Source organism: Cobetia sp. 29-18-1 (assembly GCF_029846405.1).
GTDB classification, from domain to species: domain Bacteria; phylum Pseudomonadota; class Gammaproteobacteria; order Pseudomonadales; family Halomonadaceae; genus Cobetia; species Cobetia amphilecti.
The window spans coordinates 1-23,697 of the sequence record NZ_JARWKS010000030.1 but is presented as its reverse complement, the minus strand read 5'-3'; the positions used below and the strand labels follow the sequence as shown (position 1 = coordinate 23,697).

The 23,697-nt window shown below is 52.7% G+C and carries 16 protein-coding genes and 1 pseudogene; 10 read left to right on the top strand and 7 right to left on the bottom strand.

The annotated features are described in order from the left end of the window. Positions 1 to 332, top strand: a 332-nt coding sequence (locus QD208_RS16775) for an IS30 family transposase (protein ID WP_279837543.1), incomplete at its 5' end; no start/stop codon positions are given. An 80-nt stretch (positions 333 to 412) separates the two neighbouring features. Here the strand turns inward: QD208_RS16775 and QD208_RS16770 are convergent. Together QD208_RS16770 and QD208_RS16765 are read right to left on the bottom strand one after the other, a co-directional pair. After that, entirely contained in the window at positions 413 to 1,198 is a 786-nt protein-coding gene (locus QD208_RS16770) for an HNH endonuclease signature motif containing protein (RefSeq protein ID WP_279837541.1), read from the bottom strand. Next, positions 1,191 to 2,639, bottom strand: a complete 1,449-nt coding sequence (locus QD208_RS16765; RefSeq protein WP_279837540.1) for an AAA family ATPase — start codon at positions 2,637 to 2,639, stop codon at positions 1,191 to 1,193. Before QD208_RS16765 ends, QD208_RS16770 begins: the two co-directional genes overlap by 8 nt. Before the next feature lie 1,107 nt (positions 2,640 to 3,746). Between QD208_RS16765 and QD208_RS16760 the strand changes: the two genes are divergently transcribed. Further along, positions 3,747 to 4,856: a hypothetical protein gene (locus QD208_RS16760; RefSeq protein WP_279837538.1), complete on the top strand. Its 1,110-nt coding sequence runs from the start codon at positions 3,747 to 3,749 to the stop codon at positions 4,854 to 4,856. Positions 4,857 to 5,042: 186 nt separating this feature from the next. Here QD208_RS16760 and QD208_RS16755 read toward each other — a convergent pair whose 3' ends face one another. The 3 genes and pseudogenes from QD208_RS16755 to QD208_RS16745 all read right to left on the bottom strand — a co-directional run bounded on the left by QD208_RS16755 (position 5,043) and on the right by QD208_RS16745 (position 7,858). Next, on the bottom strand, positions 5,043 to 6,341 hold the full coding sequence (locus QD208_RS16755) for a hypothetical protein (RefSeq protein WP_279837536.1): 1,299 nt from the start codon (positions 6,339 to 6,341) through the stop codon (positions 5,043 to 5,045). Positions 6,342 to 6,613: 272 nt separating this feature from the next. Continuing rightward, positions 6,614 to 7,092 (bottom strand): annotated as a pseudogene (locus QD208_RS16750) (nucleotidyl transferase AbiEii/AbiGii toxin family protein); the annotation flags it as partial. Further along, positions 7,082 to 7,858, bottom strand: a complete 777-nt coding sequence (locus tag QD208_RS16745) for a type IV toxin-antitoxin system AbiEi family antitoxin domain-containing protein (RefSeq protein ID WP_279837534.1) — start codon at positions 7,856 to 7,858, stop codon at positions 7,082 to 7,084. The gene QD208_RS16745 and the pseudogene QD208_RS16750, both read right to left, overlap by 11 nt. Positions 7,859 to 8,284: 426 nt before the next feature. Between QD208_RS16745 and QD208_RS16740 the strand changes: the two genes are divergently transcribed. Continuing rightward, complete coding sequence (locus QD208_RS16740; protein ID WP_279837532.1) at positions 8,285 to 9,439, top strand: amidohydrolase; 1,155 nt, start codon at positions 8,285 to 8,287, stop codon at positions 9,437 to 9,439. Positions 9,440 to 9,476: 37 nt separating this feature from the next. Then, the gene (locus QD208_RS16735; protein WP_279837530.1) at positions 9,477 to 10,982 is read left to right on the top strand and encodes an AbgT family transporter; all 1,506 of its coding nucleotides are present in this window, start codon (positions 9,477 to 9,479) and stop codon (positions 10,980 to 10,982) included. Between the two features lies 1 nt (position 10,983). Here the strand turns inward: QD208_RS16735 and QD208_RS16730 are convergent, their stop codons facing one another. Further along, complete coding sequence (locus QD208_RS16730; RefSeq protein ID WP_279837528.1) at positions 10,984 to 11,880, bottom strand: LysR family transcriptional regulator; 897 nt, start codon at positions 11,878 to 11,880, stop codon at positions 10,984 to 10,986. 238 nt (positions 11,881 to 12,118) lie between these two features. Here QD208_RS16730 and QD208_RS16725 point away from each other — a divergent pair, with 238 nt between their 5' ends. The 6 genes from QD208_RS16725 to QD208_RS16700 all read left to right on the top strand — a co-directional run bounded on the left by QD208_RS16725 (position 12,119) and on the right by QD208_RS16700 (position 21,415). Further along, a complete protein-coding gene (locus tag QD208_RS16725) occupies positions 12,119 to 14,131 on the top strand; it encodes a class I SAM-dependent DNA methyltransferase (RefSeq protein WP_279837526.1) in 2,013 nt (670 codons plus the stop codon). After that, a complete protein-coding gene (locus QD208_RS16720; protein ID WP_279837524.1) occupies positions 14,128 to 15,537 on the top strand; it encodes a restriction endonuclease subunit S in 1,410 nt (469 codons plus the stop codon). Before QD208_RS16725 ends, QD208_RS16720 begins: the two co-directional genes overlap by 4 nt. Positions 15,538 to 15,590: 53 nt before the next feature. Next, the gene (locus QD208_RS16715; RefSeq protein WP_279837522.1) at positions 15,591 to 16,484 is read left to right on the top strand and encodes a GIY-YIG nuclease family protein; all 894 of its coding nucleotides are present in this window, start codon (positions 15,591 to 15,593) and stop codon (positions 16,482 to 16,484) included. A 56-nt stretch (positions 16,485 to 16,540) separates the two neighbouring features. After that, positions 16,541 to 19,741 (top strand): DEAD/DEAH box helicase family protein, encoded by a 3,201-nt coding sequence (locus QD208_RS16710; protein ID WP_279837520.1) that lies wholly within the window; start codon positions 16,541 to 16,543, stop codon positions 19,739 to 19,741. 199 nt (positions 19,742 to 19,940) lie between these two features. Beyond that, positions 19,941 to 20,396, top strand: coding sequence for a transposase (locus QD208_RS16705; RefSeq protein ID WP_279837518.1), 456 nt, complete (start codon positions 19,941 to 19,943; stop codon positions 20,394 to 20,396). A gap of 71 nt (positions 20,397 to 20,467) precedes the next feature. Continuing rightward, entirely contained in the window at positions 20,468 to 21,415 is a 948-nt protein-coding gene (locus QD208_RS16700) for an IS3 family transposase (protein ID WP_279837516.1), read from the top strand. A 326-nt stretch (positions 21,416 to 21,741) separates the two neighbouring features. Here the strand turns inward: QD208_RS16700 and QD208_RS16695 are convergent, their stop codons facing one another. After that, positions 21,742 to 22,680 carry a hypothetical protein gene (locus QD208_RS16695; RefSeq protein ID WP_279837514.1) on the bottom strand — a complete coding sequence of 313 codons (939 nt, stop codon included), beginning with the start codon at positions 22,678 to 22,680 and terminating at the stop codon, positions 21,742 to 21,744. Positions 22,681 to 23,697: the final 1,017 nt, after the last annotated feature.

Below are 23,697 nucleotides of genomic sequence, written 5' to 3'. Positions count from 1 at the left end.
GAATGCCATTGGCAGCACGAAAAACCCTGACGTATGACCAAGGACGGGAGATGGCTAGGCATGCCGCTATCACGCAAAATACTGGCGTCGCCATCTACTTCTGTGATCCCCATAGCCCTTGGCAAAGAGGCAGCAACGAGAATATCAATGGCCTGATTCGCCAGTATCTCCCCAAGGGGACGGATCTGTCGCTGACCAGCCAGGAAGAGCTGGATGCCATTGCCTTCGAACTGAATATGCGGCCTCGAAAACGATTCGACTTCAAATGCCCTATCGAGGTGATGAATGAACTGATGGCAAAACACAATGAAGCGCCATCCTCAATTCAATAGAGTGTTGCACTCAGAGCCTGCATCCGCCCCTTAAAAAAAAGAAACCACACCTGACTAGGCGCCCCTCTTTTGGTTTTGATTCAAGCCATGGGCCCCAGTTCTTCTAGCTTTTTATATATCAACGCCTCATAATGATTAACTCCAAACTTAGACTCGGATTTAATTCTCTCTCTGCGCATCTCACGCTTGAAATATTCAGTATCTCTTAAATCTTCATCCATCTGCATCATCTCAATAACGTATGTTATAACTGAAACACCTTGGAAGTTATATCTCTCTATCAACCCAAGCTTTTCTACATGAGTGGAAACAACCTCATCTTCTTTTAAAAGATGAAAACTCACATAAAGCTCACTTAAAGAGACATCAACCCCTAAAAAATCATTCGGCAAATAGTCAAAATAAGGATTGAAGTACAACCTTTTTCCATTCTCTACCACCCTGGTTCCTTTTTTCCCGTTACACCAACCACAGCAAGGTATTAAATTACAGCTCAGAAAAGAAAACTCCGGGTATATTTCTTTAGGCAAATAGTGATCGTTTGTATAGGGCTCAGAAATCAAGCAATAAGGACATCGCCTTATTTTTGATAAAACCTTAACCCTGAAATCATCTAACTCATCTCTAAGGGGAGCTGGCATTCCCTCGTAACATGACTTCAACTCACTAGATATATTCGAAAAATTAGCAACAACTCCTACATTTTCAAGACTGCGCCTATTTCTCATGTAATGAATAGCACGCGCTTCCAAGTCTCTTTTCATCCTCATTATTGGGGCCACAACATCCCTAGACTTCCCACTAGCATCCAGCTTACTCAGGCTTCCTCTAAAGGAATAAAACGGCTTCCTATCCAACTTAATCATTTCTTTCCTTCTTTGTTGCCGTGGAAAGAAAGGCTCTAGCTTGAAGACCTAGGCTTTTAGAGAACAATCCCTCAATTTGGTCCTTACCATACCCCTTGTCTTTTATCAAACTTTTAATTATTTGCTTATAGTCATGCTCGGGCTCTACAAAGCCAAAAGACTTCTCCATAATAACCTGAAGGTTCTCGCCAAAGCTTTCGTTATCAAGATTCTCAGCCGAAATTACTGCCCCTGATCTATGGACCACATTTATATAATCACTAGGAATTTGCTGCAGGATTACGGGAGAATGTGTGGCCACTATAGAAAATGATTTCTTTTTCTTTAACACCCTATCAAAACTTACCATTAAACTCCACAAGAGCCCTGGGTGTAAGTGGTTTTCGGGTTCATCAAAAAGCACGAGACTATCATCTTCTAAAAATGCTGAGAGCTGGCAGATGATACTCAAAGATATTTTCTGCCCTGAACTCATGCTCTCAAATGATGCCTTCAGTTTTTTTAAATCTTTCGCATCTTCAATATGCTCTGAAAGAGAAGTCTCTATAAACCTCTCCACCTCTTCAAGTAACTCAACATCCTCTATTTCCCAAAGGGCATCACTCACATCTTTCCAATGATCTCGGCTGGACTTAATGACAAAATCGCCGTTCTTTTCGTCTCTCTTCCTAATTCCAATGTACTTGTAATCTCTTTCTTTTTCAGGAATATTAAAGTCATCAAAAGCACTGTAAGAAATGGCGACAACTCGACTTATTGGAGGTCTTTCAGGGATAAAAACCGAGTCATCATTATTCTCAACAATATCATAAGAAAGCCTGTTCAAAAGACGCGTCTTTCCGCTTCCATTCCTCCCTATAAGTACGTTTATCGTGCTTGGCAGCTCCGAAAACATATCAAAAACAAAATGCACCGAGGAATCGCTTTTATCAAACACCGACCCCTTGTAAGTAAACTCTATTTTTGAATATTTTGTACAACCAAAATAGTAGTCACGACCTTCCTTCAAACACTTCTTCGCTTCAGAACCTCTAAGCAAAGAATCCCAGAAAGCTTTATGTTCTTTCACGCCCTCTTCAGGAGGATAATAAACTGCAGTATCTCTTAAACCATGAAGAACTTTATCACCTAACTCTTTCCCTAATTCGGAAAGCCCTCTATAGTAATCGAGATGCTGTCCTAAAGAATAAAAATCCTCCCCAAGCTTTTCAAAAGTCTCAGGTAGTTTTGTTGATGTGTTTTCTTTCCTGTTGTCCAGCGTAGACTCATCATCTAGCTGGGTAGTCATCACCTTCACTTCTCCAAGCTCGATCACTTTACCGTCATGATAAAGAACTGCATCAAAGCTTGTTGAATACGAGTAGTCATCCCAATTTATTTTTGTAAGACAAACTGTAGGGATGCCTTTTTTAACTAAGTTATTTCTAGTAGTGAAAAACATCTAAAAAGCCACCTTGATTAACATCAAACCACTCCCCATCTTAAATCACTCCAAAGCCATTCAATAGATTACGGACCGCATTAAACGGATACCAAAACAAATCTGGCTCAATAACTAAAGCAAACATCACCCCCAGAATCTGCGGCCAAGTAGGTCTATAGAGGATATTTAACTTCTTCATGACACTATAAAATTGATATACACGGCTACCGCACGGCGCTGCAGCAGGGCAAGCTCCGTCCAAGGACCATACGACCCAACGTCCTGTTAAGTCGGTCAACAACCGTAAACCCGAATATGTGAAATTTCATGAAACCTAATGATAGCTGAATTGGTGCACCTGCGGGTATAGGTCGTCAGTTCAATGCGACACTCTGCGTCGCCTGAACGATACGCTGCCTCTGTACCCCAGCGCGCCTAGCTGCGCCCTTCCCTCTATAGCACCCAACTCCACGCCGGAAATTTCCGCACCATTCATGAACGCCTCTGGATCAAGCACTATCGGCAAAAACACGGGCCGCGGCTGCCGATCTGGGTCGCCGTCGAGACCTCGGACTTAAGCACTCTCTCGCAGCTCTTCGTCATAATGAAGGTGCCGGACCAAGTGAGGATCGCTCAGAAATACGGCACTCAGGACTGGAAGGTGTTACAGAGATGACTTCGCTCGCTGAATACCTGCGTAACGTCTGCGCGCACAACAGCCGGCTCTGGAACTGCAATGTCCTTGACCAGCCAAGGCTACCCGAGCAAGGTGAAGTACCGTGGAAGTTCAGGGACGCAAAGCGCCTCGCCCGCCCCTTCCTGCTATTGAGTATCGTGCAGCACATGGCGTTGATAGTTTGCCCAGAAGCCGAGTGGCATCGACGTCTACAGGCACATCTGGAGTTATTCTCGGAGCCTCATTCCAGAAGAGGGCTAACGCTGGAGAACATGGGGGCTCCACCGGGCTTAGAGCGCTGGTGGGCATAATGAAGGTGGGAGCACACAAAAAAAGAACCCCCGCGTAAGCTCGTGAGAGCCAAGAGGCGGGGGCCGTGTTGATATCCATGGTAGAGCATCGCCTTGGGTGAGGCAACGCTTTCTCTAACAAGCACCAGGAGGCGCCTGATGGCTATAGAACAAGGAATCTGGAAGCTGGCAGGTACTGCAGGCGAGATGCCGCAAAAGCTGCGGCCCACTGGGCTAGCGGATGAGGGGCTGCTAGAGGAGCAGATCATGCAGGATGTCTCGATCCTCAATCGGGACTGGTTGTTGATCGGCCGGCAGGTACGCACGGACTTCAACAAGTTGATTGACCTGCTGGCGATTGCTGCCGACGGCACAGTTATCGTCATCGAACTCAAGCGCGACAAGACACCCCGCGACGTGGTGGCTCAGGCCATCGACTATGCCTCTTGGGTCGTCAGCCTGGCCGACTACCAGCTGGTAGAAATCTATCAAAACTTTGCCCAACGTTATCAGCGCTCTCATATGTCTCTCGAGGACGCCTTTGAGGCCAAGTTCGGTATCACGCTAGACAGCGTCACCCTCAACGAAAATCACCAACTAGTCGTCGTGGCCACTCAGCTCGACGCCAGCAGCGAGAGAATCATCAACTATCTCAACGAACATGCCCAGCTCTCGATCAACGCTATGTTCTTCAGCGCCTTCGAGGACCAGGGAAATCATTACCTCAGTCGTGCTTGGATGATCGACCCGGACGAACCGCCCCTGCCTGTCCCACGCAAGGCACGCAAGGAGCCCTGGAATGGCGAGTTTTACGCCTCCTTCGGTGATAATCGTCCATGGGAGTTGGCGCGACGCTATGGCTTCATTGCCGGTGGTGGCGCCGCCTGGTACTCGAAGACCCTCGCTATGCTCTCAGAGGGAGACCGAGTCTGGGTCAACATCCCCAAGACCGGCTACGTAGGCGTGGCTGAGGTGACCGGAGAGCGTTGCCGAGGCGAGCATTTCACGGTCCAGACCGATCAAGGGATTCAGAGACTTCACGACATTGCCACAGCTACCGCCTACCCACAGCTCCACCGAACCTTCGATGAAGAGGATGAGGAGACAGCGGAATACCTCGTGCCAGTCCGCTGGATCACTTCGTACAGTGCCTCACAAGCATTTAGCGAAGTCGGCCTATTCGGCAATCAGAACACTATCTGCAAGCCCACAACACCGAAATGGGAGCATACCGTGACGAGATTGAAACAAGCATGGGACATAGACTGATTATCAGATCTTCACCAGAGAAAATATGTCAGCCACGAGTTCGCAAATGCTAACAAGATAACGTGGCTGGCGTCTATTTACTTTTACTACCAAATCGAAAAAGATGCAAAGTGCAATAACTACGTCAATATAAAACATCGAAAAGTCGAAAACCGAAACTCAACAATCCATCAACCCATATCGAGATTAGAAAAGAGCTTGAATAACATCTTCCTGGTAAGATTCTATTTTAGTAAAACTATCACAATTTACAAACAGCTCAACTAGCTGTTGCTTCTGAAGATTATCTATGTTTGCCCCCCTATAGAGCATAGAATGTTTCTTTATACCTCTTGCCCTATCAGAAATAATTAAGTTTAACTTCACTAGTCGAGCAAGCTCCTCTTGATGAGTAAAAAAATGTTTCAAATGTGTATTAATCACTTTTGGTGTATCAGAGCGATTTTCGGTCAGCACTTCATCTATAAGCACATTTAATCTAGATCGATATAATATTGCTGCATCCATGGCATCGACCCAGTTTTCTGTTGAATCAGAGATCATATTTATAAAATACAACGTCCTAGACTTATTATAATTAATAAACCCTGGCCACATAAGATCTTCCGTTGATATCTCAAGCGCTTTATCAAAGTGATCACATGCAAACCACAAATACATGAGCACATCAGCTTTAACTGAAGGGAGTAGCCATTTGACTTTTGAGCCCACAAGAGCAAGCCCTGCAACCGATAAGATATCAACTGAAGCAGCGCACAAAGACTCTCTCAGTAAATGCATGCCCTTCTTGTTATAATACAATCCCAGATAATTATGATAGATTGTTCTAGTTACTGAATTACGCAATATCGGGCCACGAACATGAAGAAGGCTAGCATGTACATTAAAGTTGTTATCAGCAACAAATTTTTGATAAGCAACAACCGCTTTGAAGAGTTTGATGCTCTCAGTAATTTGAATTGAATTCCCCCTACTGACTGAGTGGAGAGTATCACGCTTTTTATCTATCATCGTTAGGATTCTATCCATACGTTTCTTATAGTATTCCTTGTCAGTATTGACTGCATTAAAAATCGCAGGAAAAATTACAATTACGTCAATCAAATACTGTAAAGTTTCAGCAAACAGCACAGCTGTATTGGAATATTTTTTTAATCTCAACTCGATAGACTCAAATAGCTCTCCTTCCAATTGAATCTCATTTTTAGACCTGAACTTATCTATAAGTTCAGGCAACGAAACTACATACCTTTCGTTGTCGAGTATATTACCATCCATTTTAGTAATATTATTTACGCTATCAATTGAGGTATAAGTACGTACAGCAATGAATAAAGCCAGCAATGCAATACAAAAACCTACCATGGATATAGTAAAGTTAAGTAAATCCTTCCCTTCTTTTAAATAGTAAACCCAGATGGCCAAGCAGCATGACAATAACACAAGCAGGAAGATGACTGCATATAAAGCATTTGACTTTTTCATTGATTTACGAATCTTTTGATTTATATTAAAAAAATATAATGCATCTTGACAGATTCCGCTCCACCTTGGCAATCAGATCTAGTACCCCATGGCGTAGCAGTTCGTGCAGTAGATCGGAAATCTCGGCTTCTGGTTGTGAAAGCGACTGGGAAGTAGGATCGCCCGTAGCGCAACCAGTTCATGTTGATTGTGATCTGGCGAGATCAATCAACAGGTTACGCCCCCCCCCCTTCCTATCTTCCCCCGCAAACCAAAATCGCCATAGCTCCCTGCTGGCGATCCAGCGCGGCGCAGATCTTGCCGCCATACAGATCCGGCAGTGACACCACCTGCACCGCCGCGAAGCCATAATCGTCTTTCACAGCTTCGACAACATCGCGCTCCTGAGGCGGGTGCAGAGTGCCACGCAGCACCGGCGATACCTCTACCTTCACCTGGCTGCGACCTCGACGCACCAAGATCCTCAGCTCGTCCCGGCGATTATCCTGAAGCTCGGCCTGCCACCTGGCAGTCGATCTCTGAAATTTTCTGTCAATCGCTGTAGCGCCTCGCGACAGCGTCGAAGAGCCTCGTCACGAGGCTCCAGCGGCAAGTAGGCCAGGTCGATATCGACCGATAAACGGGGTAATGGCTGCACGAATAGGTTGATGGCCGTGCCGTCCTTCAGTGCGAAACACGGCTCGCCACTGAGAAAAGGCAGCAGCGAGACCAACAGACTGACCTGTTCGTGGTAGCGAGCGTCAATCGGCATGCAGGAACGCCTCCGGCACCGTCACGTGATATTCCCTATCCAGCTTGCCGCCTTGGCAGAGCTGCCGCTTGCCTTTGCCGAGATTCAGTCGGCGTGGTTCCAGGCGAGCGTACCAGGCATGCCCGGCGTGGCGAGCCAGCACCAGGAAGGCCCGCTTGGTTCTCACAGAACGGCATCCCTCCAGCAATGCCTGCAGCCGGCGCGGACGCAGCGTGTTAAGCCCGTCGAAGGTGTCCACCAGCTCACTGCTGAACAGCAGTTCATTCGATGTCACGGCAATCCACTCCAGGACGGCTCTCTCGGGGGTCGATACCTGCAAGCTGAAGGCTCTGCCATCCGGCGCGTAGTCCGTGAAGCTGCCGGGAAGCTGCACTGGCAGACCCTTTTCGGAATGGAGCACCATCCGCCCTGCCCACTCGGCATCATTCAACCACCGGGGCAGCCGAGCGGCCTCCTTGCCATACAGATATGTTGTGCTCTCCCCCATCGGCAGATAGTGGGCAAAGCCATGCAGTGCCAGGGCCGTCCGGCCACCCGGCCAAAACGGTGGAAAGTCCGTGTCGCCGCTCGTCTGCAGGGCGAAAACGGCGCTCTCCCAGGTAAGAGGCTCCCCCGCTTGGCAGTAAGCGCCGTGCCCCACGCGTTGCAGCCAGCCACTGTTGGCCAGTTTACGCGCCTGATCAGAGGTGACGCCGTGTGACGCCATCCACGCGGTCGTCACGACGGCGTCACGCGGGATCTTCTGTAGCAACTGGTTTATTTTCACGTAGAAAAGCGACCTTAAGTTCCGTTCCTAAGATAAATAATAAACCATGTCGGTTTACCTTCAAGATCAGAGTCGTCATTTAAGGCCGCTTTTAGCATGGAATTTAAACCATCGAATGGGCGATACCCGACCCTGCGTAGACACGTCTGCCCAACCTCTTGAATAGGTTATCGAGGCAGCGCTTCTTGCGCGTGCCGATCAGCTGGTTTTTGCAGCCTCCACTAGGGGCCGAGCTGTGCGAGACAGGATGCATCACCGGCAATCACCTTTGCCCGCTACACCGGCAAATTCAGAGACAAGAAAATGAGCGCCCTCTGATATTCGTTGCACTCAGGTCAACAAACACGACGCTCTCTGGCCTCCCTTCGTGCTCCCGCCTTGTTCTAGCGTAGTCAAGCAGTTCCTAAACTAGAACAAGGACAATCAATGTTTACCGACAGTCAGTTAGAGACGGCCAGATCACTCAGGCACCACTTCCATCAGCACCCCGAGCTGAAGTTCGAGGAGACCCAGACAGCGAAGGTGGTCGCAGAGAGACTGCGCGAGCTGGGTTACCAGGTCACCGAGGGTATTGCGGAAACAGGTGTCTTGGCGGAACTGGACACTGGACGTCCTGGGCCCGTGATCGCCTTTCGCGCCGACATGGATGCGCTGCCGATTGATGAGGCCAACACCTTTTCGCACTGCTCCACCAAGCGTGGGCTGATGCATGCCTGCGGGCATGATGGCCATACCGCCACACTCCTCTTGGCGGCTGAAGCCATCATGGAGCAGCGCGGCACCCTGTCCGGGCATCTGAAGCTGATCTTCCAGCCGGCGGAGGAAGGCGGCAATGGCGCAGCGCGGATGATCGAAGAAGGTGTGCTGGAGAATCCGAAAGTCTCCGCGATATTCGGCTACCACAATCGTCCGAACTTCCCGGCCGGCCAGGTATTCGTCAAGCCCGGCCCGGCCATGGGGGGTAACGACACCTTCCGGGTCACAGTCGAAGGTAAAACCGGGCATGCCGCCATGCCGCACCTGGCAGTGGATGCGATCTACGTGGGCACCTCGATCATTCAGCAACTACAGGGACTGGTCGCACGTCACAAATCGCCGCTGGAAGCAGGCGTGATCACGATAGCCGCCTTCCATGCAGGTGATGCGGCCAACATCATCCCTGGCGAAGCCGAGATCCTGATCAATATCCGCAGTGACCGCACTTCCTCGCGTGATGCACTGGCCGGTCAACTTGAGCAAGTCATTTCTGGCGTGTGCAGCGCGCATGGCGCCAGCTACCGAATGGCGCATGAGCTTGAGATCCCCCCTCTCCTCAATGACGCCGAATGGTCTGACAAGGTCCTCGAGATCGCTCGTCACCATCAGGTCAGTGGTGATATCAAGAAACTGGATTATATGCCCACCATGGGCGCTGAGGACTTCGCCTTCTACCTCAGGGAAATTCCCGGGTGCTTCTTCTTCGTCGGCAACGGCGACAGTGCCTACCTGCACAACGAGCATTACGACTTCAACGACGACATCCTGCCGGTCGCGGGCGGTGTCTTCCTGTCATTGGCCAAGGACTTGCTGGCACGCGATTGAACAAGTCGGTCAGAACAACATAACAAGGACAACAACAATGCAAGCCGTTCTCGCATCCATCGAACGTACAGGGAACAAGCTCCCTCACCCTTTCATCCTTTTCACGATTCTGGCAGGACTGATCATCGTCGCATCGGCGGTGCTGGACCTACTCGGGGTGTCTGCCGTCAATCCGCAAAGCGATGCGGTGGTACATGTGCGTAGCCTGGTATCACCTGAGGGTCTGGAGTTCATGTTGACCAGCGTGGTCAGCAACTTCATCAACTTCCCGCCCTTGGGGCTCATCTTGGTCGTCATGTTCGGGATAGGTCTGGCTGACAAGGTCGGTCTCATGTCCACGCTCATGCAGGTCAGCGTCGCGAAAGCGCCTCCGGTCTTGCTGACGTTCTGCGTCTTCATGGCAGGTATCTGCGGCAGTATCGCCTCGGATGCCAACTACCTGATCCTGATACCGCTGGCGGCGATGGTGTACCACTCCGTGGGCCGTCATCCCATCGCCGGTGCCGCGGCAGCCTATGCAGCTGCCGGCGCCGGCTACGATGCCAGTCTGTTCGTGACCGTGGGGGACGCTCTGTTCTCCGGTATCACCACGGATGCTGCCAGGCTCGTGGACCCCGAGGCCTACATTTCCCCCGTCGACAACTACTACTTCGTCGCCTGTTCGGTGTTCGTGCTAGCCATCGTCGGGACTCTCATCATCGACAAGGTAGTGGAGCCGCGTTTGCAACGTGTCCTGCCCATGGGCAAGGACTTCACGGCACAAGGCGAAAAGCCTGAGCTGAAGCCTGAGGAATGGACCGGCATCAAGCGCGTCGGCCTGGCCACATTGGCCTATGTAGCACTTGTCTTGATCGCGGTTCTGCCTGAGGCTTCACCGCTACGCAATGCCGATGGCGGCTTGATCCCCTCTCCCTTCCTCAAGTCCCTCGTGCCGCTGATGTTCCTGTACTTTGTCATGATTGGTCTGGTGTACGGCACGACGGTCGGCAAGATCACCAGCAGTCGCGATGTCCCGCAGAAGATGGCGGAATCTGCCAGCGAGCTGGCCCCGACACTGGTGCTGTTCTTCGCGATCTCGCAGTTCATCGCCTACTTCAAGTGGTCCGAGCTTGGTCAGTTCATTGCCATTGAAGGCTCTAATATCCTGCAGAGCACAGGCTTTACCGGCCTCCCACTGGTCGGTGCCTTCATCGTGATGACGGCTCTGCTCAACATCTTCATGACAAGCGGCTCCGCGCAATGGGCGCTGATGGCACCGGTCTTCGTGCCCATGCTGATGATGATCGATTTCGACCCTGCCTTCGTGCAGGCGATGTTCCGTATCGGGGATTCCAGTACCAACATCATCTCGCCGATGAGCCCCTACTTCTCGGTGGCGCTGGTCTACATGCAGCGCTATCAACCGGAAATGGGCCTCGGCACCCTCGTTGCCACCATGCTCCCGCTGGCGCTTGGCTTCCTGATCGCCTGGTCGGCCTTCCTGATGTTATGGCTCTCGCTGGGCTGGGCCATCGGGCCGGGGGTCTACATGATGGCGAGCTGAGTCAGTGCATCCCCATCATCACCTTCCATAGATAGTCGGCAGCCGGCGTCAGCCGTCTGCCGACTCTGCGTACCAGATTGCCTTGGGTCGCCTCTGCCAAAGGATGCTCGATGGGGATGGCAGACAGGAGGCCCGCCGAGACCTCTTCATGTGCAGCGGCTGCCGTCATGAAGGCGACACCAACACCCGCACAGGCCATCCGACGCGAGATGGAATGCAGATTGCAACGATAGGAAGGCGTCGCGACCTGGCCCGCCGTACGGAAGATGTCATTGACCAGACGCTGCGAACCCGAAACCTCCGGCAAGAAGATCAACTTGTGACGTGCCAACTCCGCCACGGAGACGCTTTCATGATCTGCCAGAGGGTGGTCCCTCGCCACGAGAGCACATAGAGGCCCGCGGGGAAAGGAATGCACGACCAGACGTGGGTCTACCACCGGTCCGTAAGTCACCGCGATATCCACCTCATCATGTAACACCATCTCATGAGGCTCGCGCGGCACATAGATGCCGGTCCGTATATCGATCATCACATCCGGATAACGCTTTGCGACGGTGCTCAACACCGACTTGATGAAGCTATCCACGAAACCATCACCGACAGAGACAGTGACCTGCCCTGTCTGCAGATTCTTCCAGCGTGACAGCGTATCGCGTAGCTCTGAATTGAGTTGTCGCTGTGCGAGATAACTCTCCAACACGAGCCTACCCGCCTCCGTTGGCAATACGTGGCGGCCATTTCTCTCGAGCAACGCTACGCCCAGCTCGTTCTCCAGACTGCGGATCTGACGCGTCACGACAGAAGGATTCACATCCAGATGTTCCGCTGCCGCTCGAACCCCACCACAACTGCTGACCTCTTGAAGGTAAAGCGCACGCTTGTCCAGACACTCCATTCGTCACTATGCCTCTGATAATCAGTGCTACATGCTGGTAGTCATACAGATATCACAGATTCCATATGCGCATCACATGCGATCTACCCCCCCCTCTCGGACGATGGTATTTCGCTAACTGCCTGAATATGCGACGCACCTCGCCATACCCTGATTTAGTCATGGAGCATGACGCGCTATCATGCCCCTACAGCCTTATCTGCAATCCTGAAGCAGTTCCATACGCGGGAGCATCATCGTGAACACGGAAAGTCATTCCCAGCTGGCGAGTTACATCTGGTCCATCGCGGACCTGCTGCGCGGCGATTTCAAACAGTCTCAATACGGGCGCATCATCCTGCCCTTCACCCTGCTGCGCCGCCTGGAATGCGTACTGCAAGACACCAAGGCCAAGACACTGGCCGTGGCGGAGGAGAACGCCGACAAGCCGGATACCCTGCGCGAGAAACTGTTGATGCGTGCCACCGGGCGCGAGTTCTTCAATGCGTCACCGCTTAGCCTGGGTACGCTCTCCGCAACCCAGACATCTGAAGACCTGATGAGCTACGTGCAGGCCTTCAGCCCCAGCGCGCGGGAGATCTTCGAGCACTTCGAGTTCGAGAATTTCGTCCTGCAGCTGAGCAACAATAACCTGCTCTACAAGGTGGTCGAGCGCGTCGCGGAGATCGACCTCAGCCCCGAGGCCGTCAGCAACTACGAGATGGGCATCATCTTCGAGGAGCTGATCCGCAAGTTTGCCGAGAGCTCCAACGAGACTGCCGGTGAGCACTTCACCCCGCGCGATATCGTGCATCTCACCACTTCACTGCTGATGACCGGTGAAGAAGAACACATCGCGCCCGGTGGTATCGTTACCCTGTATGACCCCACAGCCGGTACCGGCGGCTTCCTCTCCGAGGGCGATGCCTACATTCAGGACATCAGCCACAACGTCAGCGTCTCGCTGCACGGGCAGGAGCTCAACCCCGAGTCCTACGCCATCTGCAAGGGCGACATGCTGATCAAGGGCCAGGGTATCGACCAGATCAAGCTCGGCAACACTCTTTCCGATGACCAGCTGCCCGGTGAGCGCTTCGCCTACATGCTTTCCAACCCGCCCTTCGGTGTGGACTGGAAAAAGGTGCAGAAGCAGATCACCGATGAGCACACCCTCAAGGGCCACGATGGCCGCTTCGGCCCCGGCCTGCCGCGTGTCTCCGATGGCTCGTTACTGTTCCTCATGCACCTGGTCGCCAAGATGCGTGCGCCCAGCGATGGCGGCTCGCGTATTGGCATCATCCTCAATGGCTCGCCGCTGTTCACCGGCGGTGCTGGCAGTGGTGAGTCCGAGATTCGCCGCTACCTGCTCACCCGTGACATGGTGGAAGCCATCATCGCGCTACCGACGGACATGTTCTACAACACCGGCATCGCCACCTATGTGTGGGTTCTCTCCAACCGCAAGCCGCAGGCACGCAAGGGCAAGGTGCAGCTGATCAACGCCGGTGACATGGGCAGCAAGATGCGCAAGTCGCTCGGCAGCAAGCGCAAGTACCTGGAAGACGGCCAGATTGAAGAGCTGGTGCGCCTCTACGGTAGCTTTGCCGGGGACGACGAGAGCCTCACGCAAGACGGCGCGCCGCGCAGCAAGATTTTCGCCAATGAAGACTTCGGCTACCGCCGTATCACCGTCGAGCGCCCGCTACGCCTCGACTTCCAGGCCAGTGAGGAACGCCTCGCCCGCCTGAATGATGAGAAGGCCATCCAGAAGCTCAAGGAAGAGGAACGCAGTGCCCTGCTAGCCGCCTGCGCCACCCTGCCGGACACCCTGTTCACCAACCGTGACGCCTTTACCAAGGTGCTCAAGGCCACCTTCAAGGCGGAGCTTCCCGCCAGCATGAAAGTCGGTGCCCCGCTGCTCAAGGCCGTCTTGAACGCCCTGAGCGAGCGCAGCGACACCGCCGATATCTGCTGTGACAAGCACGGCAACCCGGAAGCCGATAGCGGCCTGCGCGACTACGAGAACGTGCCGATGAATCAATCGGTGCTGGAGTACTTCGAGCGTGAAGTGAAGCCCCACGTACCCGATGCCTGGATCGACGACACCAAGCGTGACCCGCTCTCTGGCCGTCTCGGCATCGAAGGCTATGAGATCCCCTTCAATCGCCACTTCTATCAGTTCGTGCCGCCGCGCCCGCTGGACGCCATCGATGCCGACCTCAAGGCCTGTACCGACCGCATCAAGCAGATGATCGAGGAGATGTCGGCATGAGCTTCAAGGCCTATGACGAATACAAAGACTCGGGCGTCGAGTGGCTGGGCGAAGTGCCTGCACATTGGGCTATCACAGACCTAAAGTATGTCTGCGATGTAATGCCCAGCAATATTGACAAGAAAAGCAAGGATGGAGAGATAGGTGTCTACCTGTGCAACTACACTGACGTTTATTACAATGACAAAATAATCAAAGACATGTCATTCATGCGCGCGACTGCTACATGCGAGCAAATAAATAAATTTTCTCTAGTCAAAGGCGATGTACTATTTACCAAAGATTCTGAAAGCTCAGATGACATAGCGAATCCTGCGTATGTACCCGAGGATTTACATAACGTGGTATGCGGCTATCATTTATCTATTGCCAGACCAAGAAAAGAGCTGGTTGGCCTATATCTAAAGCTATTTTTTGAGACACATATAGCTAAGGGATACTTTGCTACATCTGCGAATGGCCTCACTAGGGTTGGCTTAGGCCAATATGCCATTGATAACCTATCGATTACACTACCTAGCGAAAAAGAACAAACCACCATCGCGGCCTTCCTCGATCACGAAACCGCGCGTATCGATGCGCTGATCGAGGAGCAACAACGCCTGATCGCCCTCCTCAAGGAGAAGCGTCAGGCGGTGATCTCGCACGCTGTCACCAAGGGCCTGGACCCGAATGTACCGATGAAGGACTCCGGTGTGGAGTGGCTGGGAGAAGTGCCGGCGCATTGGGAGACTAAAAGAGTAAAAAATATTCTCCAGCCTGGCAAAGATAGTATTAGACCAGGTCCTTTTGGCAGCGATATAAAGGGTAATGATTTTGTAGAAGAGTCGGATTATAGGGTATACAATCAATCTACAGTAATTAGCAGAGATTTCAACAACTCTGCATTTATCACTAAAGAAAAATTTGAAAATTTAATCTCTTTTATGGTGAAAAAAGGGGATGTTTTAATCACTTCTCGAGGCACTATAGGAAAGATCTCTGAAGTTGATAGCGATGCAGGTCTAGGAATCATTCATCCTTGTATAATAAGACTAAGACTGAACCACCACATTGTTATTACATCCTTCTTCACTTTAATGTTTAGCCAAACAACATTGGCCACAGATCAGCTTAAGGTAGCAAGCAACTCTACAACTATCGATGTAATATATGCTAACAGCTTATCTGAAACTTGGGTTCCGTTACCACCTAAACATGAACAGCAAGATATCTATGACAAGCTGTCAGGATTTCTTAGTTCTACCAACCAAACTATTGATACAGCGGAACAATTATCTAACCTTCTCCAAGAGCGCCGATCTGCCCTGATTTCGGCCGCCGTCACCGGCAAAATTGACGTGCGTGACTGGCAGCCGCCAAAGGCCAACCAGACAGCAGCCGAGCCAGCGGAGGCCAGCGTATGAGCCAGGGGCGCAGCATCCGGCTATTTCTAGTCGATGGCACACCGAGTGGCCTGATGACAGCCGAGATCATGAACTGGACCGGCCATGTCATCACCGGCCCGCGGGGCAAATTGAGCCAGTTGGTGCAGCGTCCCGAGTGCAGTCGCACCGGCATCTACTTCCTGATCGGCCCACCCGCCGAGGATAGTGCTCTGCCGTCGGTGTACATCGGCGAAAGTGACGATGTGGCTACCCGCCTCAAACAGCACAACCGCCCGGAGGACAAAGGCGGTAAGGACTTCTGGGAGCGGGTGTGCCTGGTGACAAGCAAGGACCAGAACCTGACCAAGGCCCACGTCAAACATCTCGAAAGCCTGTTGATGCAGGCCGCACGTGAGGCCGGCCAATGCCGTCTGCTCAATGGCACCGCCCATGAGTACGGCGGCCTTCCGGAATCGGACCGCGCCGACATGGCGTTCTTCATGGAACAGATTCGCACCGTGCTGCCGGTGCTCAGCTTCGACTTCCTGCGTGAGCGACCCAAGCCCTCAGCTTCCAGCACGATTGTCGAACCGACAGACATCAGTGCTCAAGCATCACCACTCTTTGTGGCAGAGGTATCACGTTTCGGTATCAAGGCGCTGGGCAAAGAAATCGAAGGCGAGTTCTATGTCTTGAAGGGGTCATTGGCCAAGGGTAGTTGGACAGGCAAAGGCGGGGGCTATCAGAACCTTTACCAGCAACTCTGTGATAACGGGGTGCTGATCGAGGCGGAAAAGGGATTACGCTGCTTTTCTACCGATCAGGCCTTCTCGAGCCCCAGCGCCGCCGCCGCGGTGGTGTCCGGTCGTGCAGCCAATGGGCGCGAGCATTGGAAGACAGAAGCCACCGGCCAGACCTACGCGGACTGGCAAGACAGCGTGGTAATGACGACCCCCAGCGCCACCGATGAAGGCTACGCCCAGTAACGTACCAGTGAGTCAGGCCAGCATGCCGACTCCTCACGAACAAGCAGGAATGCCTCATGGCTGATAGCAAGGAAGCGCAGTTTCAGCAGGACATCGTCGATAGCCTCGTCGCCAGTGGCTGGCAACTGGGCAAGGCGAGTCAGTACGATCGCGCCACGGCGCTCTACCCCGAAGATGTGATTGCCTACCAGAAGGCTGCCTGGCCGGAGCGCTGGGACAAGCTCTGCTCCAGCAATCCACAGAAGCCTGAGCAGGTGCTGATTCAGCAGGTGGAGCGTCACCTCAAGAAGGTGGGCACGCTGGCCGTGTTGCGCCACGGCTTCAAGATGCCGGGTAATACGCTGGTGATGTGCAGCTTCATGCCGGACCACGCCATGAATCCGGAGTCTGTGCAGCGCTATCAGGCCAACATCCTGCGCGTGGTGCCGGAGGTGTCCTACTCCCCGCATGCCAAGGACAGCAGCAATGGAGAGGCCAGCTACAACCCACGACTGGACCTCGTGCTGTTCGTCAATGGCCTGCCGGTGGCCACGCTGGAACTGAAGAGCGCTTTCAAGCAATCGCTGGAGGCCGCCAAGCGTCAGTACCGCAAGGACCGTCCGCTGAAAGATCCCATCACCCGCAAGGAAGAGCCGCTGTTGGCCTTCAAGCGCGGCGCGCTGGTGCACTTCGTGGCCCGTCAGGATGAGATAGCGATGACGACTCGCCTGGCAGGCGACAAGACCTTCTTCCTGCCCTTCAACCGAGGCAGCGAGGAAGGCGGAGCCGGCAACCCGCCTGCGGAGGACGCCAACAGCTATGCCACCGACTATCTGTGGAAGCAGGTACTGCAGCCAGATGCCTGGCTAAAGATCATCGGCCGCTTCCTCCACCTGGAGGAGAAGACCAGTGAGGACTTCGCGGGCAACCGCATCACCAAGGAAACGATGATCTTTCCGCGTTTCCATCAGTGGCAAGTCGTCAATCAACTGCTGGAGGCCACACGCAATGAGGGGGCTGGCAACCGCTACCTGATTCAACACAGCGCGGGGTCAGGCAAATCAAATTCCATCGCTTGGACGGCGCATCAGCTGGCCAACCTGTATGCCGAGGATGGCAGCCGCATGTTCAACTCCGTCATCGTGGTGACGGACCGCACCGTGCTGGACACCCAGCTGCAGAACACCATCTATCAGTTTGAGCATGCCTACGGCGTGGTGTGCCCTATCAGCCGGGAAGGCGCGAGCGCCAGCAAATCAGCACAGCTGGCGGATGCTCTGGCCGCCAACACCCGTATCATCATCGTCACTCTGCAGACCTTCCCTGCCCTCTTCGATGCGCTGGAAAAGCGCCCCAAACTGGCAGAGGGCCACTATGCCGTCATCGCCGACGAGGCCCACTCCTCCCAGACGGGCTCGTCTGCGGGCAAGCTGAAGGCCCTGCTCAACAGCGCCGGGCAGACCAATGACCCGGAAGCCGAGCTGAGCAGCGAAGAGGTGATGGAAGCCGCCGTGGCCGCGCGCAGTGCCAGTCAGCGCATCAGCTACTACGCCTTCACCGCCACGCCCAAGGGCCGCACCCTGGAACTGTTCGGGGTACGCCCGGAGCCGGAGCTGCCGGCTAGCGATAGCAACAAGCCTCGCCCCTTCCACCTCTACTCCATGCGTCAGGCCATCGAGGAAGGCTTCATTCTCGATGTACTGCGCCGCTATACCACCTACAAGACGGCATGGAAGCTCTCACACCCGGATGGTGACGAGATAGAGGTAGATTCCAAGAAGGCCAGCCGCACCCTGGCGCGCTGGGTACGCTTGCATCCGCATAACATCAATCAGCGGGTCGAAGTCATCGTCGAGCACTTCCGCCACAACGTGCGTCATCTGCTCAACGGTCAGGCCAAGGCGATGGTGGTGACCAGCAGTAGGCAGGAAGCCGTGCGCTATCAGCTGGCAATGCTCGCCTATGTGAAGGACAAGGGCTATGACGACGTGCACCCGCTGGTAGCCTTTTCGGGAAGCGTACCGGCCGATGATGTCATCCCTGAGGAAGTCACCGAGGCCAGCGCCCTGCTCAATGCCGGCGTAAAAGGCCGCGACCTCGCCACGGCGCTCGATAGCGACGACTTCAACGTGATGATCGCCGCCAACAAGTACCAGACCGGCTTCGACCAGCCCAAGCTGTGCGCCATGTACGTGGACAAGAAGCTACAGGGCGTGGAGTGCGTGCAGACTCTCTCGCGTCTCAATCGTCTCTTCCCCGGCAAGGAAACCTTCATCCTCGACTTCTTCAATGACACTCAGGATATCCTGGATGCCTTCGCGCCCTACTACCGGGAAAGCGAGCTGGCCACGGTGTCAGACCCGCAAGTCATCTATGACATGCAACAGAGCCTGGACGAGACGGGCATCTATCATGGCCAGGAAGTCACCCAGTTTGCCGAAGCCTTCTTTGACCCCAAGGCGCCGTCATCGAAGCTGTCGTTTTACTGTGACCCGGCGCGTGATCGCTTCAACAAGCGCTATGTCGCACTGACCGAGCAGATCCGCGTCTGGCGTGATGCGCGCAATATTGCCGAGCAGAACAGCGATGAGATGGGCCTGAAGCGTGCCGAGCAGGAACTCAAGGATGCGGGTACCTCTCGCGATGAGCTCGACCTGTTCCGCAAGAACCTCAAGAGCTTCGTGCGCGCCTACGAGTTTCTCTCGCAGATCATCTCCTACGAAGACACCGAGCTAGAGCAGCTTTGCGTGTTCGCCAAGCACCTGAGCCCACTGCTGCGGGAAGACCGCCTCAAGGACCCGGAACTGGATGTCAGTGAGCTGGAGCTGACGCATTACCGCCAGACCAAGCATCAGGAGCAGGAGCTGCGCCTGGAAGAGCAGGAAGGCGAATTCGGGCTGGACTCGATCACCGAGGTCGGCTCCGGCACCCCGAAGGACCCGGAGAAGAAGAAGCTGGATGAAATCATCGATACCCTGAATGACCTCTACGGTGCCGAGATCCAAGACGACGACAAGCTCCACTTCGCCAATGGCCTCGCCACACGCCTGGAGCGCGATGAAGATCTCATGGGACAGGTCAACAGCTACAGCCTCGAAGACGCCATGAAGGGCCTGCTGCCCAAGCGCCTAAACGACGTACTGCTCGATGCACTGGCTGACCAGGAGAAGATGTCCATGCCGATACTGGAAGACGGCGGGATAGAGAAACGCTTCGCTCACCTGATGTATCAGCTACTCCGGCAGCGGAGTGAAGGCGGCAAGGGGGTGCAGGGATAAGGGCTAGAAAGCACCGGGGGTAGGAGCATATGAATGCCCCTCCCCTATATATATTTAGCCCCAAGGTGTAGTGGTCTGTAGTAGCCAGATTCACCATACCACTACAACCACTAAATTTAGTTATATGATGCATTATAATGCCGAGAAAACCCTATCTGCCAGCGTAGTTGTCACCTAAACAGAGTGAGAGGTGATCAACGTGCGTTATTCCACAGAGCGTAAGGAAGCCATCCTCAAGAAGATGGCGCCGCCTATGAGCATGACCATCCCGGAATTGGCCAAACAGGAAGGCATCACTGCAACAACTCTCTACAATTGGCGGAAACAGGCCAGAGAGCGAGGACAAGTTTTGCCATCACGTTCCACCCAGCCCGACCAGTGGACCAGCCAGGAGAAGTTCCAGATCGTCCTGGAGACGGCCCCGCTGAACGAGGCCGAACTCAGCGCCTATTGCCGCGAGCGTGGGCTCTACCCCGAGCAGGTGGAAGCCTGGCGGGATGCCTGCATGAACGCCAACGACGACGTGGCAGCGCAGGCCAAGCAACAACGCCAGGCTCGCAAGGTGGAGCAAAAGCGGCTCCGTAAGTTGGAGCGCGAGCTGCACCGTAAGGACAAGGCCCTCGCCGAGACGGCGGCCCTGTTGACCCTGTCATAAAAAGCCGAGACGATCTGGGGCACGACCCACGACGAGGACGACTGACCAGCCTCCCAGATCGCCAGCGCATCGTGCCCCTGGTGCAAGACGCCCAGCGTGACGGGGCTCGGCTGGCCAAGGCCTGTCAGGTGATGGGCATCAACGTGCGGACATACTACCGCTGGGTCGCACAAGGCGAAGTGACGGCCGACCGCCGCCCCGACGCCGATCGCCCGGAACCGGCCAACAAGCTATCTCCCGAGGAGCGAAAAGCGATCGTGGCGTTGTGCAACGCTCCAGAGTATCGAAGTCGCCCTCCGGCCTTCATCGTGGCCGACCAGGCTGACAAGGGCCGCTACCTGGCCTCTGAGTCGACGATATACCGAGTGCTTCATGAATATGATCAGCAACATCACCGGGGCCGACAGCAGGCCCCTCAGCGTAAGCGCCCACCGACCACTCACCAGGCGACGGCGCCGAACCAGCTTTGGTGCTGGGACATTTCGTGGCTGCCCGGTCCCGCACGCGGCACTTGGTGGTATCTGTATCTGATCATGGACGTCTTCAGCCGCAAGATCGTCGGGCACGAGATCTATGAAACAGAGACTGGCGAGCTAGCCGCTGAGTTGATCCAGAAAGCCTGCTGGCGAGAGAGCCTGACAGATCGTCATAAACCCGTGATTCTGCATTCAGATAACGGCAGCCCGATGAAGGCAGCGACCTTCCTGGAAAAGCTCTATGACCTGGGCATCACTCCCTCGTACAGCCGACCGCGAGTCAGCAACGACAATGCCTTCGCCGAGTCGGCCTTCAAGCCACTGAAGTACCGGCCGGGCTTCCCCATCGACGGGTTCGCCATCCTGGCCGAAGCTCAGGACTGGGTTCAGCAATTTACCGAGTGGTACAACCATGAGCATCGGCACAGCGCCCTTCGCTACATTTGGATCCGGAGCGGGATCCGATACCGCAGGCAGCAGGATTTTAAAAAGCCAGCACCACTTCATGTGCCAACTATGTTGACAGATTCCGTTGGTCAGTGAAATTTATTTCATTGACACTTGAGGGGCACTTTTATAACCACAATCATTCATGCACATGTGCATATGGAAAAACATATCCAGCATGAGGAATGCTAGGCAGCAAAGGATGGAATTGAGTAGCGAACTACTGAGGTCACAGCAGAAAGGCAGAAGAAACTTTAGCCACTAAATTTTTCCTATGCGTCACTGAGGGATGGCCACCCTCCAATCGATGTAGTATGTTGTATAGTAATACAACATACTACACGTTACATAAATCTTGACAGTCTAAAGGTCTGGTATCGGCCAAAGCGGACCTTCAATGTGTGCTGATATAACGCCGCCGTTCAACGGCGCAGCTTTTTTTGCGACCGTTGGAACGCCTTGTTATATTTTCCTGGGCTAATTTTCTTAAGCCCTTGATAAAAGTCGGCCAGCTCCTCTAAACCTTCAGATCTCAATCGGTTTACTGAATTTTTATTGGTCACTATCTCAACCATCTTGTTATATCGCTCTCGCATCCAAGAGTACTTTACCAGCAGGTCTGCCTTAGTATGATGACTTGAAGACATTAATCCTTTACGTATAACGTCTCCCAAATTATCTATATACTCCGGAAAATCGTACTGAGGGTCATCTAGCTCTGACTGTGCCTTAAAGAAGTAGTCGATGTAATACATCCCATCAGAGTCTTGCTCTAAAAGCGATCTAACAAAGTCTGTTTCTTGACTCGATGAATGATCCGGAGACTTGGCGTTTGCACTAGCTTCAATGACACTACTATCCAGAATGACGCGGGGATACATAGCAGCTTTCGACTCCAGTGTGTAAGCCTCAACCAGTGCCGGTCCAAAAAGGTAATGGTCGCTGTGTATAAACTTCCCAATCGAGACGGCACCTCGTACCAAAATCTTTCTGGATATGAGTCGCATAATTAGCCACTTGATCTCAAGAAGTGTAAAAAACACCTCGCTGGGCTCTTCAGCCTTGAACGAAACTACTATGGAATCGGAAAAAATAGAAACCTTTTTTGATTCCGGAGAATCAGATCCAAGCAGATCCTCCTTAGTGTCAAGATCCCATACGTCTCTGATAGCCGTATATGCAGATATCAAATGATCAATTTTGTTCTCGTTGTCAGAGCCATCTTTATCGATGGTGTCTTCGAGAAAAGCCTTAAAGCCAAGTATATCTATAAAGGCTACGACCCTTGTCTCGTACTTCATCAGCACCTCTAAATATAACGCCGTAAGCAAGCGCGGCTTCGTAGTGGAAGCGGTAGCCACGAAGGAAAAGCCGCCGCCTTAACTTGCATGGTTATATGTTTAGCGTGTTACTCCCCTATGATGCGAACACGTCCACCTCCCTTGGGACGAAGAAAATGTACCATCTTTACGGAAAGAGCCATAGGTCGGGCACACCTCTCTGGCACGCACTTCTAAAACCTTCTTAATTCCCATGCAGTAACGTACTTTCTTGGGAGTGACATTGCAGGCATTGATAACATATCCCGCCTCTGACATAGCCTCCTTCGAATCAAAGAGTTAGTCTCCAAGGTTCGCCATAGTTTCCCGGTGTTCATTGACGTTGGGCTTTGTAACATCTGACATACAACCAGTGGATAACAGACTACCTTCAAATAAATATTCTTCTTGATAGCACCCTATGCTCGAGCAACCACCAAAGATGAAATCGAAAAATATCGTAACAGCTCTTATGATTATCTTCGTCCACCCCTATAAATCTCATATAACGCTTCTTCACTGATACATTAGGAGCTCAGCGAGAAATTCTTCTGTTTTCAATGACTTATTAACACTACACGTTACAGTAAACAATTGGGATTGCATTCATATCTCTCACAGCATGCGCAAATGATGACAATATCCATAACAACTGCACTATATGGCCTCTCACGGGCGTACCAGCTTGGATTTTTCTAAACTCAAACTCGACTGACGACTTCGATAAGAAAGAGCAGCTCAAAATACACCTTCTGTGCAACTTATAATCTTTCAATAGATCATCAAGGTAATTATCCGCATCACTTACGCTTCCTTTTCTTATTCTATTTATTTTTGTCTTAACCTTTTTGTTATTGTAGGTATTGGAAAACGTACCATTTATTCGATCAAGCATTTGTTTTTTGTTGAAATACATATACCCTAGATTCTTAATACCTTGACCAACAACTTCATGGAGATTGCTAGCAGAGGTACTAATATCACCATGTTTTGAGTGTATAAAGCTAAGGAAGCGATGATCAATTCGGTTCTGCGCGGTTTAAGCGCTCAGACTGGTGC

Excerpts from the sequence above, each read along its gene's own strand:
- QD208_RS16760 (WP_279837538.1), top strand. The coding sequence starts at position 3,747 with ATGGCTATAGAACAAGGAATCTGGAAGCTGGCAGGTACTGCAGGCGAG.
- QD208_RS16755 (WP_279837536.1), bottom strand. The coding sequence starts at position 6,341 with ATGAAAAAGTCAAATGCTTTATATGCAGTCATCTTCCTGCTTGTGTTA.
- QD208_RS16710 (WP_279837520.1), top strand. The coding sequence starts at position 16,541 with ATGGCTGATAGCAAGGAAGCGCAGTTTCAGCAGGACATCGTCGATAGC.
- QD208_RS16730 (WP_279837528.1), bottom strand. The coding sequence starts at position 11,880 with ATGGAGTGTCTGGACAAGCGTGCGCTTTACCTTCAAGAGGTCAGCAGT.
- QD208_RS16715 (WP_279837522.1), top strand. The coding sequence starts at position 15,591 with ATGACAGCCGAGATCATGAACTGGACCGGCCATGTCATCACCGGCCCG.
- QD208_RS16770 (WP_279837541.1), bottom strand. The coding sequence starts at position 1,198 with ATGATTAAGTTGGATAGGAAGCCGTTTTATTCCTTTAGAGGAAGCCTG.
- QD208_RS16735 (WP_279837530.1), top strand. The coding sequence starts at position 9,477 with ATGCAAGCCGTTCTCGCATCCATCGAACGTACAGGGAACAAGCTCCCT.
- QD208_RS16740 (WP_279837532.1), top strand. The coding sequence starts at position 8,285 with ATGTTTACCGACAGTCAGTTAGAGACGGCCAGATCACTCAGGCACCAC.
- QD208_RS16720 (WP_279837524.1), top strand. The coding sequence starts at position 14,128 with ATGAGCTTCAAGGCCTATGACGAATACAAAGACTCGGGCGTCGAGTGG.
- QD208_RS16765 (WP_279837540.1), bottom strand. The coding sequence starts at position 2,639 with ATGTTTTTCACTACTAGAAATAACTTAGTTAAAAAAGGCATCCCTACA.